The organism is Kitasatospora sp. NPDC059673 (assembly GCF_042734215.1).
In the GTDB taxonomy this organism is placed as follows: Bacteria; Actinomycetota; Actinomycetes; order Streptomycetales; family Streptomycetaceae; genus Kitasatospora.
Map to the genome: position 1 here is coordinate 25518 of NZ_JBHWEN010000022.1, position 13802 is coordinate 39319.

16 protein-coding genes are annotated in these 13802 nt (G+C 73.1%); 12 read left to right on the forward strand and 4 right to left on the reverse strand.

Annotation, left to right across the window (positions count from 1 at the left end; all coding sequences use genetic code 11):
* Nucleotides 1–61: 61 nt before the first annotated feature.
* Nucleotides 62–853 (reverse strand): hypothetical protein, encoded by a 792-nt coding sequence (locus ACFV18_RS24170; RefSeq protein ID WP_380486471.1) that lies wholly within the window; start codon nt 851–853, stop codon nt 62–64.
* 144 nt (nt 854–997) lie between these two features.
* Between ACFV18_RS24170 and ACFV18_RS24175 the strand changes: the two genes are divergently transcribed.
* The 4 genes from ACFV18_RS24175 to ACFV18_RS24190 all read left to right on the forward strand — a co-directional run bounded on the left by ACFV18_RS24175 (nt 998) and on the right by ACFV18_RS24190 (nt 4736).
* The gene (locus tag ACFV18_RS24175) at nt 998–2173 is read left to right on the forward strand and encodes an NYN domain-containing protein (RefSeq protein ID WP_380486473.1); all 1176 of its coding nucleotides are present in this window, start codon (nt 998–1000) and stop codon (nt 2171–2173) included.
* 63 nt (nt 2174–2236) lie between these two features.
* Nucleotides 2237–3202 carry an ABC transporter ATP-binding protein gene (locus tag ACFV18_RS24180; protein ID WP_380486475.1) on the forward strand — a complete coding sequence of 322 codons (966 nt, stop codon included), beginning with the start codon at nt 2237–2239 and terminating at the stop codon, nt 3200–3202.
* The gene (locus ACFV18_RS24185; protein ID WP_380486477.1) at nt 3199–3999 is read left to right on the forward strand and encodes an ABC transporter permease; all 801 of its coding nucleotides are present in this window, start codon (nt 3199–3201) and stop codon (nt 3997–3999) included. The genes ACFV18_RS24180 and ACFV18_RS24185 overlap by 4 nt, the downstream gene beginning before the upstream one ends.
* A gap of 116 nt (nt 4000–4115) precedes the next feature.
* Nucleotides 4116–4736, forward strand: coding sequence for a hypothetical protein (locus tag ACFV18_RS24190; RefSeq protein ID WP_380486479.1), 621 nt, complete (start codon nt 4116–4118; stop codon nt 4734–4736).
* 165 nt (nt 4737–4901) lie between these two features.
* Here the strand turns inward: ACFV18_RS24190 and ybaK are convergent, their stop codons facing one another.
* From ybaK to ACFV18_RS24205, 3 genes are read right to left on the reverse strand one after another with little or no spacing between them, the layout of a single operon-like run.
* The gene (gene ybaK, locus ACFV18_RS24195) at nt 4902–5393 is read right to left on the reverse strand and encodes a Cys-tRNA(Pro) deacylase (RefSeq protein ID WP_380486481.1); all 492 of its coding nucleotides are present in this window, start codon (nt 5391–5393) and stop codon (nt 4902–4904) included.
* Between the two features lie 14 nt (nt 5394–5407).
* The gene (locus ACFV18_RS24200) at nt 5408–6136 is read right to left on the reverse strand and encodes an LON peptidase substrate-binding domain-containing protein (RefSeq protein ID WP_380486482.1); all 729 of its coding nucleotides are present in this window, start codon (nt 6134–6136) and stop codon (nt 5408–5410) included.
* A 49-nt stretch (nt 6137–6185) separates the two neighbouring features.
* On the reverse strand, nt 6186–7841 hold the full coding sequence (locus tag ACFV18_RS24205; protein ID WP_380486484.1) for an oxidoreductase: 1656 nt from the start codon (nt 7839–7841) through the stop codon (nt 6186–6188).
* 94 nt (nt 7842–7935) lie between these two features.
* Here ACFV18_RS24205 and hisD point away from each other — a divergent pair, with 94 nt between their 5' ends.
* From hisD to hisF, 8 genes are read left to right on the forward strand one after another with little or no spacing between them, the layout of a single operon-like run.
* A complete protein-coding gene (gene hisD / locus ACFV18_RS24210) occupies nt 7936–9270 on the forward strand; it encodes a histidinol dehydrogenase (RefSeq protein ID WP_380486485.1) in 1335 nt (444 codons plus the stop codon).
* Nucleotides 9267–10418, forward strand: coding sequence for a histidinol-phosphate transaminase (locus tag ACFV18_RS24215; RefSeq protein ID WP_380486488.1), 1152 nt, complete (start codon nt 9267–9269; stop codon nt 10416–10418). The genes hisD and ACFV18_RS24215 overlap by 4 nt, the downstream gene beginning before the upstream one ends.
* Nucleotides 10419–10425: 7 nt before the next feature.
* Entirely contained in the window at nt 10426–11019 is a 594-nt protein-coding gene (gene hisB / locus ACFV18_RS24220; RefSeq protein WP_380486489.1) for an imidazoleglycerol-phosphate dehydratase HisB, read from the forward strand.
* A complete protein-coding gene (locus tag ACFV18_RS24225; protein ID WP_380486491.1) occupies nt 11019–11162 on the forward strand; it encodes a hypothetical protein in 144 nt (47 codons plus the stop codon). Before hisB ends, ACFV18_RS24225 begins: the two co-directional genes overlap by 1 nt.
* A gap of 13 nt (nt 11163–11175) precedes the next feature.
* Nucleotides 11176–11811, forward strand: a complete 636-nt coding sequence (gene hisH / locus ACFV18_RS24230) for an imidazole glycerol phosphate synthase subunit HisH (RefSeq protein WP_380486493.1) — start codon at nt 11176–11178, stop codon at nt 11809–11811.
* 29 nt (nt 11812–11840) lie between these two features.
* The gene (gene priA / locus ACFV18_RS24235; protein WP_035861549.1) at nt 11841–12569 is read left to right on the forward strand and encodes a bifunctional 1-(5-phosphoribosyl)-5-((5-phosphoribosylamino)methylideneamino)imidazole-4-carboxamide isomerase/phosphoribosylanthranilate isomerase PriA; all 729 of its coding nucleotides are present in this window, start codon (nt 11841–11843) and stop codon (nt 12567–12569) included.
* The gene (locus tag ACFV18_RS24240) at nt 12566–13000 is read left to right on the forward strand and encodes a RidA family protein (RefSeq protein ID WP_380486495.1); all 435 of its coding nucleotides are present in this window, start codon (nt 12566–12568) and stop codon (nt 12998–13000) included. The genes priA and ACFV18_RS24240 overlap by 4 nt, the downstream gene beginning before the upstream one ends.
* The gene (gene hisF, locus ACFV18_RS24245) at nt 12997–13767 is read left to right on the forward strand and encodes an imidazole glycerol phosphate synthase subunit HisF (protein ID WP_380486497.1); all 771 of its coding nucleotides are present in this window, start codon (nt 12997–12999) and stop codon (nt 13765–13767) included. The genes ACFV18_RS24240 and hisF overlap by 4 nt, the downstream gene beginning before the upstream one ends.
* Nucleotides 13768–13802 lie beyond the last annotated feature (35 nt).

The window sequence follows — 13802 nt, forward strand, 5'->3', positions numbered from 1 at the left end:
CAGGGGCGCCGGGGAACCTCCCCGGCGCCCCTGACGCGTTCACCGGCCGGGGCCGACGCGTTCACTGGCCGGGGTTGGCCGGCTCCGGGTCGACGGTGATCGCCAGCTCCGCCGAGGTCGCCGAGCCCGTCCACTTGTCGCCCGGGGTGAACCACTGGTACGTGCCCGGCCGGAGAGCCGGGACCTGGACGGACACCTGGCCCTCGGCGTTCGTGTTGGCCGCCGTCAGCGTGCTCCAGGTGTCCGAGCCGGTCGGGCGGAACTGCAGGTACACCGTCGTCCCGCTCTGCGGGATGTAGCCGTTCTCGTCCCACATGGTGCGCTGGAGCCGCGCCTGCACCTGGATGCTCTGGCCGAAGGCCGCCGTGGCCGGGGCGGACGCCTGGTCGATCCGTGCCGTCCGCTTCAGCGAGAAGCCGCCCGCCGACTTCGACACGTAGCGGTCGCCGTCGTTGGCCTGGATCCGCAGGTCCACGAACCAGGTGCCGGCCTGGTCGTCGAACAGCACCCGGGAGGTCGCCGAGGCCGTCACCTCGCCCGTGCAGCGGCTCACCGTGCCGGTGGCGTCCAGCGGGACGCAGCTCATCGGGCCGACCTTGAGGGTCGCGTAGTTCGGGCCCCACACGCCGATCGGATCGACCGCGCGGATACCGGAACGGTCCGTCGCCGTCACCTCCACCGGGAAGGTCCGGGTCTCGGTCGGGCCCAGCTCGATCGTGCGGCCGCCGTTGACCACCACCGAGACCAGCGCGGTGTCCCCCTGGGAGGTCTCCGGAACGGTCGAGGGCACCAGAACAATGGCGACCGCGCCGATCGCCGCCACTGCGCACATTGCCACCGCACTCTTCCGCACGGTGTCCCAGTATCCAGGCTCGCGAGCCGAACCGTTCGACGCGGTTCACGGAGCGAACGAGGGGTAAAGGTGTGCGCAACGGTGGGCCGGACCGCCGGGCGGCCTCCCCACCGCCGCGGCGCCGGGCCGAGGAGGAGGTGCCGGATGGACCGCTGCGTCGTCCTGGTGGACGCGGGCTACCTGCTGGGCGCCGCCGCCAGCCTGCTCGCCGGAGAACCCGGCCGGTCACGGATCGCCGTCGACCATCACGTGCTGATCGCCGCGCTGCGCGAACGTGCCGAGGAGGAGACCGGGCTGCCCCTGCTGCGGATCTACTGGTTCGACGCCGCCATCGACCGCAGACCCGTGCCCGAACACCGCCGCCTCAGAGTGCTGCCCCGGGTCACCGTCCGGCTCGGCGCGCTCACCCGGGCCGAGGGCCGCTGGGTGCAGAAGGGCGTGGACGCCGCGATGCACGCCGAACTCAGCGAACTCGCCCGCAACCACGCCTGCGCCGACGTGGTGCTGGTCACCGGGGACGGCGACCTGCTGCCCGGCGTCGCCTCCGCCAAGGAACACGGCGTGGCCGTCCACCTGTGGGCGCTGGAGGCCGCCGACGGCGACTTCAACCAGTCCGAGGAACTCGTCGGCGAGGCCGACGAACGCCGGGTGCTCGACCGTGCCTGGATCGAACGCTGGGCCCGCCCCCGGGAGAGCACCCCCGAACCCGTCACCCCCGTCGTCGCACCCGTCGCCGTGCTGCCCACCCCGCCCCGCCCCCGCGCCACCGCCCCCGCCGCAGCGGCCCCCAGTGGGCGGACAGCCCCGTTACGCGTCATCCCGACCCCCAAGGACCTGGCAGGCCGCACCCCCGTCCCCGTCCCCGCTGCCGTGCCGTCGGCCGCCGCGCTCGGCGGGCCGGTGCTGCGCTGGTCCTCCGACCGGGGCTGGCTGGAGCGCACCGACACCCCCAGCGCCGCCGACGCACTGCCCACCCTGGACCGCCTCACCACCGCCGCCCAGCGCTGGGCCGACCGCGAGGAGGACATCACCAGCGTCGGCGGCGACCCGCAGGAGGTCGGCCAGGTCTTCGCCCGCCGCTGGCTCGACCGCCTCGCCCCCACCGACCGCCCCGCCCTGCTGTGGACCGAGCACCCGCGCATCCCGCACCGCCTCGACGGCGAACTGCTGCGCTACGCCGCCCGGTTCGGCCTGCTCGCGCACAAGGAGGACCAGATCGACGAGCAGGACCGGTACGCCATCCGGGAGGGCTTCTGGAAGGAACTGGCCGCCCGCGTCCCCGACACCCGGCGCCCGGCGGAGGCCCTGGAGGACAACTGACCGCCGCCGGCGACCCGACCCGCGTGCCCGGAACGTCCCCCGCGGCGCGTAAAGTCTTCCGTCGTGAGCAAGGCACCTCAGGGCTGCTGCACCGTCAGCGGCCTGGTCAAGACCTATCGGGCGGGCGGCACCGAGGTCCGGGCCAACGACGGCATCGACCTCGCCGTCGGGCGCGGCGAGATCTTCGGGCTGCTCGGCCCCAACGGCGCCGGCAAGTCCACCCTGGTCCGCCAGCTCACCGGCCTGCTCCGCCCCGACGCCGGCACCATCGAGCTGCTCGGCCACGACATCGTCCGCCACCCCGAACGGGCCGCCCGGCTGCTCGGCTACCTCGGCCAGGAATCCACCGCCCTCGACGAGCTCACCGTCGCCCTCGCCGCCGAGACCACCGGCCGACTGCGCGGCCTGTCCCGCGCCGCCGCCCGCGCCGAGACCGCCGACGTGATCACCGAACTCGGTCTCGAACCGCTCGCCCACCGTCCGCTCGCCAAACTCTCCGGCGGCCAGCGCCGCCTCGCCTGCTTCGCCGCCACCCTGGTCGGCGAACGCCCGCTGCTGGTCCTGGACGAGCCCACCACCGGCATGGACCCGGTCGCCCGCCGCGCCGTGTGGAGCGCCGTCGATCGCCGCCGCGCCGAGCGCGGCACCACCGTGCTGCTGGTCACCCACAACGTCATCGAGGCCGAGACCGTGCTCGACCGGGTCGCCGTGATCGACGGCGGCAAGGTCATCGCCTGCGACACCCCCGGCGGCCTCAAGGCCCTGGTGGACGGCAACGTCCGGCTCGACCTGGTGTGGCGGCACGACGCCCCGATGGGCGTCCCCGCCGTTGCCGCGCTCGCCGAACGCGCCGAGCGCACCGGCCGCCGCTGGACCCTGCGCACCACCCCCGACGAGGCCCGCGAACTGGTCGCAGCCGTCACCACCGGCCCCGCCTTCGCCGCGCTCGACGACTTCACCCTCGCCACCCCCACCCTGGAGGACGCCTACCTCCGACTCGGCGGCCGGCACGAAGGACTCACCCGATGACCCTGCTCGATGCGCCCGCCGCCACCGGCACCGGGCAGGCCGCCCCGCTGGCCCCCGCCGCCCGGCTGCTGCCCGCCCTGGCCGCCGTCTACCGTGCCCAGCTGGCCCGCGCCAAGGTCGCCCGGATCCCGCTGCTGTTCGTCGCCACCTTCCAGTCCATCGGCATCCTGGTGATGATGCGCGGCGTGGTGGACCCCGGCGACAACCCCTCCGCGCACGCCGTGGTGGCCGGCTCCGCCGTCCTGGTCGTCGCATTCGTGGCGCTCAACCTGCTCGCCCAGTACTTCGGGAAGCTCCGCCACACCGGCGGCCTCGACCACTACGCCACCCTGCCCGTCCCGCCCGCCTCCGTGGTGCTCGGCACCGCCGCCGCGTACGCCTCCTTCACCGTGCCCGGCGTGTTCGTCACCGCCGCGGCCGGCAGCTGGATGTTCGACCTGCCGATGGGCCGGCTGTGGATCCTGCTCGCCGTCGTCCCGCTGGCCGGTGCCGCGCTCGCCGGACTCGGTGCGGCGCTGGGGCTGCTCGCCCCGCGCCAGGAACTCGCCACCCTCGCCGGACAGCTCGGCATGTCCGCCGCCCTGCTGCTGGGCGTCCTGCCGGCCTCCCGGCTGCCCGTCCCCGTGCAGTGGCTGCGCGACCTGCTGCCCTCCAGCTACGGCGTGGACGCGCTCGCCCTCACCTTCGCCCCGCAACCGGACTGGGCCCGCGTCCTGCTCGACCTCGGCGTCTGCGGCGCCGTCGGCCTCGGCTCGCTGACGCTCGCCACCTGGGCGTACCGGCGGGCCGCCCGCTGAGACCGCTCCCGTGGGGAACGTGCACCGGGTCGTGCGGGAACGTGCACCGGGTCGTGCGGGAACTTGCACCGACCGGAGATCGACAGTGGCGGGGGCGGCCATGAAACGATGGGGCCGTGACCGTACCGAACACACCTGCGGGTAACACGCCGCCCGGGGCGGACCCGTTCGCCCCGCCCCACCCGCACCAGTCGCCCGCCCCCGTCGAGCGGCCGCCGGTCGGCCCCGAATTGCGGATCGGAGCGATCATCGCTGTCGCCGGAGCGGTCCTCGGCGTCGTCCTCGGCCTGCTCTGGCTCTGGCTCGCCCCCCGGGTCGGCTTCGAGGTCCAGGACAACCGCATCCTCTACCGCGACCCCGAAGGCGAAGCCCAGATCGCCGCCGTCGGCGTCTTCTCCCTGCTCGGCCTCGCCCTCGGCGTCGCCACCGCCCTCGGCGCCTTCCTGTGGACCCGCGCCCGCGGCGGCGGCATCGCCGTCGCCGTCGGCCTCACCGCCGGCGGCCTCCTCGGCTCCGTCATCGGCTGGCAGCTCGGCAGCCGCCTCGGCCCCACCACCGATCTGCGCGCGCACGCCCTCGCGGTCGGCAACGGCGGCACGTTCGACGGGCCGCTGGAGCTCACGGCGCACGGCGCGCTGCTGGTGTGGCCGATGACGGCAACGATTGTGCTGCTCGCACTGTCGGCGACGTTCGGCAAGCGGGAGCCGGACCGGCCGCCTTATTGGGCGCAGCAGTAGGAATCGAACGCAGGCGGGCGCGAACCCGGGGGCGCGGGGAACTGCGCGACAAGCGCACACCGGTCCGTAAGGTCGCGATCAATGGCAAGTCATTGCCCGCGTCGCGATCTTGCGGTTGGGGTCTTCCGCTTCGCGCAGTTCCCCGCGCCCCTGGTTGTGCTCTCCTCACCCCTTCCCGATCGCCCACGTCTTCGCGTTCGTGAGCCGGATCAGGTCCGCCGGGGCGAGTTCGATTTCCATGCCGCGTTTGCCGGCGGAGACGTAGATCGTGGGGTGGCTCAGGGCGGTGGTGTCGATGACGGTGCGGAGCTTCTTGCGTTGGCCGAGGGGGGAGATGCCGCCGAGGACGTAGCCGGTGGAGCGTTCGGCGGCGGTGGGGTCGGCCATGGTGGCGCGTTTGGTGCCGAGCGCGGTGGCGAGGGCCTTGAGGTCGAGTTGGCCGGAGACGGGGACGACGGCGACGGCCAGGGTGCCGTCGGTCTCGGCGAGGAGGGTTTTGAAGACCCGCCCGGGCGGGACGCCCATCGCCTCGGCCGCCTCCGCTCCGAAGGAGCTTGCGGCGGGGTCGTGGGCGTATTCGTGAACGGTGAACGGGACCGCGGCGGTGTCGAGGGCGACGGTCGCGGGGGTGCCGCCGGCGGTCTTCTTCTTGGACATGGGCGGGGGAGTCCTCAGTTCGGGCTGAACGCCTGGCGGGTGAGGTCGGTGGCGGGCAGGGACGGGAGTTTGGCGATCACCGCGCTCTCCTGGCGGAGCAGTTCGAGCTCGCGGGTGAGGCGCTGCGCGGTGTCGGGGCAGGCGAGGAGTTCCTGCTTGACGGCCACCGGCAGGGTGGTCGCGGCGGCGACCAGGTAGGAGAGCACCTGCGGGTCGTCGGGCAGTTCGGGTTCGCCGTTGAGGGTGGCTTCGCGGGCGCCGGCCAGCCGCTTCTGGTAGGTGCGGAAGGCGCGTTCGACGCCGGCGGCGAGTGCGCCGGAGCCCTCGCCGGGCTGTTCGGGCAGTACGGAGACGTCGCCGACCAGGTAGGGGCCGGTGGCGTCGATGGCGCGCAGCCGGAACCGGGTGGTGCCGGTGACGAGGAGTTCGTAGCGGCCCTCGGGCTGGTCCCGGACGGAGGCGACGTCGGCGACGCAGCCGACCGGGTGGAGGGCGTCCAGCGGGTCCTCGCCGGGGGCGCCGATGCCGTCCAACGGGCCTGCGGGCTCGTCGAGTTCGCGGACCGGCGCGATCTCCCGGCCGTCCCTGATGGCGATCACGCCGAAGCGGCGCGGTTCGTCCTCGGGCAGCTTCTGCAGGTCGGCGACCAGGTGTCGGTAGCGCTCCTCGAAGACGTGCAGGGGCAGCACCAGGCCCGGGTAGAGGACCGTGTTGAGGGGGAAGAGCGGGAGCCGATCAGTCACGGCGGACAGCGTAGTTCCCGTGGGGCCGCCGCCGCGCCGCACTTACCGGCTAGCCCCGCTGGAGGAGGCGGGTGACGCCGGCCACGGCGGTGGTGGCGAGGACCCAGCCGGTCAGGACCAGGGCGGTGGCGACCCACTGGCCGGGGTGGTCGGGGTTCCAGCCGGCTTGGCCGAGGTCGATCAGCGGGAGGACCTTGCCGGCCGCGTACAGGGCCGGGTTCCACACCACATGTTCGTCGGATTTGACCGGCTCGGGCGGGTGCTCCTGGAAGTAGATGGTGCCGAGGGCCCAGGCGAGGACCAGCCAGGTGGCGGCCCGGCCGGGGCGGTAGCCGTAGCCGACGGCGGCGTCCTGGAGGTGGCCCCAGAGCCGGCCGGGCAGCGGCAGGGTGCCCCGGCGGCGGCGCTGCTTGGCGAGCAGGACGGTGCGGGCGTCCTCGTCGGCGCCGTCGCGGCGCAGTGCCGCGGCGAGCTGCTCGTAGGCCTCGGGGCGGAACTCGGCGCCGGACTCCAGCCATTCGACGCGGCGTTCCAGCGGGAAGGGCTCGGCGGGGCGGAGCGATTCGTAGCTGAAGCCGGTGAGCGAGATGTGCCGGTCGGTGGGCCAGGCGCCGGGGGAGTCGACCAGGTTGCCGATCCGGGCGCGGTTGAGGCTGACGGTGCCGGTGGGCGGGGTCTCGCAGGTGAAGCGCAGCTCGGGGGTCTGGATCCGGTTGAGGGAGAGTTCCTGGCCGGGGCCGAGGTGGAACTCGGCGGCGGTGATCAGGCAGGCGTTGTCGAAGCGGGCGTCGGAGAGCCGGACCCGGCCCCAGGAGCGGAACGGGGTGTGGCGGGTGGCGCGGTATTCGAGGGCGTCGCCGGACTCGCCGTAGCCGGAGCCGTAGACGGTGCGGGAGCCGGTCCAGGTGGTGTCGTCGGAGCCGGACAGGTACAGGGTGTGGCCGATGCTGATCCGCGGGGCGTTGAGCGCGTTCGGGTTGTTGGGGGCGGAGCGCAGGGCGGCGCCGCGCAGCGAGAGCCGGCCGCCGATCCGGGCCGAGCGCAGGCTGAGTTCGCCGAGCAGGCCGAGGCGTTCGGCCTCGCAGTCCTGGCTGACGGTGATGCCGTCGGCGGAGATCGCGCGGCCGAACGAGTCGGGGCCGACGGCGGACTGGTTGAGCAGCAGGTCGGTGCCGATCCGGGCGTCGGTGAGGCGGATGCCGCCGGGTATGCCGCAGCGGGCGAGGTGCATGTCGCCCTCGGTGGCGAGCCGGGAGGCCTCCAGCCGGGGGAGGACGCAGGAGACCAGCCGCAGGGTGCCGGCGGTGGCCTCGGAGAGCAGCAGTTTGCGGTCGAAGCGGCAGAGCTGGAACTCGACGTAGCAGCCGATGGTGCCGCCGGCCAGGGTGAGGTCGCCAGTGATCCGGGCGCCGGTGAGTTTCAGCGCGGCGACCCGGCCGGGGACGGGTTCGGGCCCGTGCAGCAGCAGCCGGGCGAGCACCTCGGCGCGGACGGTGCGCCCGGGGCCCCACTCCTCGGCGGTGAACGGGTCGTCCGGGCCGAGGCTCTCCTCGTCGGGGCGGACGGCCGCACCGGCGGGGGCGGGCAGCAGGAGATCGGTGGCCCCGCCGACACGCCCGGCGCGCAGGTCGTACACCTCGCCGTGGCGGAAGGCGTCCCACAGGCCGCGTTCGGTGTCCGTCCAGTCGTCCGGTGCCTGTTCCACCGCGCCCCCCGATGATCTTGTAGATGTCTCACCTTTCGTATCACGGACTGAAATGCCCGGCTGCCGGTTTTCGCCACTCCTTACACTTGGCCGTGTGATTTCTCGAATCGACCTCCGCGGCTCCGACCAGGACCCGCGTGACGTGCTGCCCCGTGCCGAGTTCGACGTGGAAGCCGCCCTTGAGAAGGTGCGGCCGATCGCCGAGGACGTACGCCATCGCGGCGTAGCGGCGCTGATCGAGATCACCGAACGCTTCGACGGGGTGCGGCTGACGTCCACCCGCGTCCCGGCCGGGCAGATCGCCGAGGCCCTGGAGCAGCTCGACCCGAAGGTGCGCGCCGCGCTGGAGGAGTCGATCCGCCGGGCCCGCGCCGTGCACGGCGACCAGCGGCGCACCGGCCACACCACGCAGGTGGTGCCGGGCGGCACCGTCACCCAGCGGTGGGTGCCGGTGGACCGGGTCGGCCTGTACGTGCCGGGCGGTCTGGCGGTCTACCCGTCCTCCGTTGTGATGAATGTGGTGCCCGCGCAGGAGGCCGGGGTGCGCGGCATCGCCGTCACCTCGCCGCCGCAGAAGGCGTTCGGCGGTCGGGTGCACCCGACCATCCTGGCGGCGTGCGCGCTGCTCGGCGTGGACGAGGTGTACGCCGTGGGCGGCGCCCAGGCGGTGGCGATGTTCGCGCTCGGCACCGAGGAGTGCGCGCCCGTCAACCTGGTCACCGGCCCCGGCAACATCTACGTGGCGGCCGCCAAGCGGCTGTTCGCCGGCCGGATCGGCATCGATTCGGAGGCCGGCCCGACCGAGATCATGGTGCTCGCGGACGACACGGCGGACGCCGCCGAGGTCGCCGCCGACCTGATCAGCCAGGCCGAGCACGGCCCGACCTCCGGTTCGGTGCTGGTCACCGCCTCGGCGGAGCTCGCCGACGCGGTGGAGGCCGAGCTGAAGACCCAGGTCGCCCGCACCCGGCACTCCGCGCGGGTGGCCGAGGCGCTGGGCGGCCCGCAGTCCGGCATCATCCTGGTCGACGACCTGGACCAGGGCCTGGCCGTGGTCAACGCGTACGCCGCCGAGCACCTGGAGATCCAGACCGCCGACCCGCACGCCGTCTCCGAGCGGGTCCGCAACGCCGGCGCGATCTTCCTCGGCCGCTTCACCCCGGTCTCGCTGGGCGACTACGCGGCCGGCTCCAACCACGTCCTGCCGACCGGCGGCTGCGCCTGCCACTCCTCGGGCCTGTCCGTGCAGACCTTCCTGCGCGGCGTCCAGGTCGTCGAGTACGACCGCGCGGCGCTGGCCGGGATCGCCGCGCACGTGGTCAACCTGTCCGAGGCCGAGGACCTGCCGGGCCACGGAGACGCCGTGAAGGCACGTTTTGTCGGAGACGAACAGAACTGGCACAGCGACTGGAGTGTCCCCACCCCGTGACGAAGATCGACGACCTGCCCGTCCGGGACGAGCTGCGCGGCCAGTCCCCTTACGGCGCACCGCAGTTGGACGTGCCCGTCCAGCTGAACACCAACGAGAACCCGTACCCGCTGCCCGAGCCGCTGGTGGCCCGGATCGCCGAGCGGGTCGCCGACGCCGCCCGGCAGCTCAACCGCTACCCGGACCGGGACGCGGTCGAGCTGCGCACCGGCCTGGCCGCCTACCTGACCGACACCACCGGCCACGCCGTGACGAAGGACCAGGTGTGGGCCGCCAACGGCTCCAACGAGGTGCTCCAGCAGCTGCTGCAGACCTTCGGCGGGCCCGGCCGCACCGCGATCGGCTTCGAGCCCTCGTACTCGATGCACGCCCTGATCGCCCGCGGCACCGGCACCGCCTGGGTCTCCGGCCCGCGCAACGAGGACTTCACCATCGACCTGGACGCGGCCCGCGCGGCGATCGCCGAGCTGCGCCCTGACGTGGTGTTCATCTGCTCGCCGAACAACCCGACCGGTACCGCCGTCGAGGCCGACACCGTGCTCGCGCTGTACGAGGCCGCGCAGGCCGCCAGGCCGAGCATGGTGGTGGTGGACGAGGCGTACGTCGAGTTCTCGCACCGCGCCTCGCTGCTGCCGCTGCTGGCGGGCCGCCCCAACCTGGTGGTCTCGCGCACCATGTCGAAGGCGTTCGGCGCGGCCGGGCTGCGGCTCGGCTACCTGGCCGCCGACCCGGCCGTAGTGGACGCGGTGCAGCTGGTCCGGCTGCCGTACCACCTCTCGGCGGTCACCCAGGCCACCGCGCTGGCCTGCCTGGAGCACACCGACACGCTGCTCGGCTACGTCGAGCAGCTGAAGTCCGAGCGCGACCGGGTGGTGGTCGCGCTGCGCGAGCTGGGCCTCGAAGTGACCGACTCCGACGCCAACTTCATCCAGTTCGGCCGCTTCGCCGACACCCACGCGGTGTGGCAGGCGATCCTCGACCAGGGCGTGCTGGTCCGCGACAACGGCGTGCCCGGGTGGCTGCGCGTCACCGCCGGCACCCCCGCCGAGAACGACGCCTTCCTCGGCGCCGTCGCCAACGCCCTCCCGTCGCCCACCCCCACCCTTGATCGTGCGCGCTCCGCGCGCGCTGCCAGTCAGGAGCTGTAAACCCGCAATGTCCCGTATCGGCCGCGTCGAACGCACCACCAAGGAGACCTCCGTCCTGGTCGAGATCGACCTCGACGGAACCGGCAGGACGGACGTCTCCACGGGCGTCGGGTTCTACGACCACATGCTCGACCAGCTCGGCCGCCACGGCCTCTTCGACCTCACCGTGAAGACCGACGGCGACCTGCACATCGACACCCACCACACCATCGAGGACACCGCGCTCGCCCTCGGCGCCGCCTTCAAGCAGGCGCTCGGCGACAAGGTCGGCATCTACCGGTTCGGCAACTGCACCGTCCCGCTGGACGAGTCGCTGGCGCAGGTCACGGTCGACCTGTCCGGCCGCCCGTACCTGGTGCACAGCGAGCCCGAGGGCATGGCCCCGATGATCGGCTCGTACGACACCACGATGACCCGGCACATCCTGGAGTCCTTCGTCGCGCAGGCCCAGATCGCCCTGCACGTGCACGTGCCGTACGGCCGCAACGCGCACCACATCGTGGAGTGCCAGTTCAAGGCGCTCGCCCGGGCGCTGCGCTACGCCTCCGAGCGCGACCCGCGCGCCGAGGGCATCCTCCCGTCCACGAAGGGCGCCCTCTGATGGCCTCTGTACTGATCTTCCTCGGCATCTTCTTCGCCGCCGGCGTCTACTCGTTCTGGAAGCAGGACAAGCCGAAGAGCGTGATCCTCGTCCTCGGCTTCGCCTCGGCCATGTGCCTGGCCGCCGGCATCCTGCGCTACTAGGAGATTCCGCGACATGAGCAAGAACGTGGTGGTGCTGGACTACGGCTCCGGCAACCTGCGCTCCGCCCAGCGCGCCGTCGAACGGACCGGCGCGACCGTCACCGTCACCTCCAACTTCCAGCAGGCGCTGGACGCGGACGGCCTGCTGGTGCCCGGCGTCGGCGCCTTCGAGGCGTGCATGCGCGGCCTGAAGGCGGTGCGCGGCGAGCAGATCATCGGCCGCCGGCTGGCCGGCGGCCGCCCGGTGCTGGGGATCTGCGTCGGCATGCAGATCCTGTTCGAGAAGGGCGTCGAGCACGGCGTCGAGACCGCCGGCTGCGACGAGTGGCCCGGCGTGGTCGAGCCGCTGGACGCGCCGGTCGTCCCGCACATGGGCTGGAACACCGTCGACGCCCCCGAGGACAGCCGGATGTTCGCCGGGATGGACGCCGACACCCGGTTCTATTTCGTCCACTCCTACGGCGTGCGGCACTGGCTGCTGGAGACCCACTCCGAGAAGATCCGCGCCCCCAAGGTGACCTGGGCCACCCACGGGCAGCCGTTCGTCGCCGCGGTGGAGAACGGACCGCTGTGGGCCACCCAGTTCCACCCCGAGAAGTCCGGTGACGCCGGCGCCGCCCTGCTGACCAACTGGGTCGACACCCTCTGACGCCCTCCGACTTGGGAGACCAACGGATCATGACCAACCGCCTCGAACTGCTGCCCGCCGTCGATGTCCGCGACGGGCAGGCCGTCCGCCTGGTCAAGGGCGCCTCCGGCACCGAGACCTCCTTCGGCGAGCCGCTGGCCGCCGCCCTGGCCTGGCAGAACGCCGGCGCCGAGTGGCTGCACCTGGTCGACCTGGACGCCGCCTTCGGCACCGGCAGCAACCGCGACCTGCTCCGCGAGGTCACCGGCCGGCTCGACATCAAGGTCGAACTGTCCGGCGGCATCCGCGACGACGAGTCGCTGGCCGCCGCGCTCGCCACCGGCTGCACCCGGGTCAACCTCGGCACCGCCGCGCTGGAGAGCCCCGAGTGGGTCGCCAAGGTGATCGCCGAGCACGGCGACAAGATCGCCGTCGGCCTCGACGTGGTCGGCACCACCCTGCGCGGCCGCGGCTGGACCCGCGACGGCGGCCAGCTGTTCGACGTCCTCGCCCGCCTCGACTCCGAGGGCTGCGCCCGCTACGTGGTCACCGACGTCAACCGCGACGGCACCCTGACCGGCCCCAACCTCCAGCTGCTGCGCGACGTCTGCGCCGCCACCGACCGCCCGGTGGTCGCCTCCGGCGGCGTGTCGTCGCTGGACGACCTGCGCGCGATCGCCACCCTGGTGCCGGAGGGCGTCGAGGGCTCGATCGTCGGCAAGGCCCTCTACGAGCAGAAGTTCACCCTCGAAGAGGCCCTGGAGGCTGTGTCCCGATGACCGACGAAACCCCGGCCGCCGACGCCCGTTACTCCGCAAAGTCCCCCTGGGAGGACGCTTACGGATACTCCCGGGCAGTGGCGGCCGGGGACTTCGTCCTGGTCTCGGGCTGCACCGCCTTCGACGACGGGGTCGCCCTGGTCGAGGGCGACCCGTACGAGCAGACGATCGCCGCCTTCAAGGTGGCCTTCGACGCGCTCGCTCACTACGGACTCACCGCCGCCGACGTGGTCCGCACCCGGATGTACCTCACCCACGTCCGGGACTGCGACGAGGTCGGCCGCGCCCACAAGGAACTCTTCGACCAGGTCCGGCCGGTCACCACGATGGTGGTCGTCCAGGGCCTGACCGACTCCCGGATGATGGTCGAGGTCGAGCTGGAGGCCCACCGCCCCGGCCTGGCCCGCACTTTGGAAGGCAAGCAGCCGTGACCCTCGCAGTACGCGTGATCCCCTGTCTGGACGTGGACGCCGGACGCGTCGTCAAGGGCGTCAACTTCCAGAACCTGCGCGACGCCGGCGACCCGGTCGAGCTCGCCAAGCTCTACGACGCCCAGGGCGCCGACGAGTTGACCTTCCTCGACATCACCGCCTCCTCCGGTTCCCGGGAGACCACCTACGACGTGGTCCGCCGCACCGCCGAGCAGGTGTTCATCCCGCTCACCGTCGGCGGTGGCGTGCGCACCGTCGAGGACGTCGACAAGCTGCTGCGGGCCGGCGCCGACAAGGTCGGCGTCAACACCGCGGCGATCGCCCGCCCCGAACTGATCCGCGAGATCGCGCAGCGCTTCGGCCGCCAGGTGCTGGTCCTGTCGGTGGACGCCCGGCGCTGCCCCGAGGGCACCCAGACCGCCTCCGGCTTCGAGGTCACCACCCACGGCGGCCGCCAGGGCACCGGCCTGGACGCCGTCGAGTGGGCGGTGCGGGCCGCCGAACTCGGCGCCGGCGAGATCCTGTTGAACTCGATGGACGCCGACGGCACCAAGGACGGCTACGACCTGGAGATGATCGGCGCCGTCCGCAAGGCCGTCTCGCTGCCCGTCATCGCCTCCGGCGGGGCCGGCAAGCTCGCCGACTTCGCGCCCGCCGTCGATGCCGGTGCCGACGCGGTGCTCGCCGCCAGCGTCTTCCACTTCGGCGACCTGACGATCGGCCAGGTCAAGGACGAACTCCGCACCACCGGCCACCTCGTCCGCTGAGCCACCGACGCCCCGCCGGGCCCTGGTACGGCGGG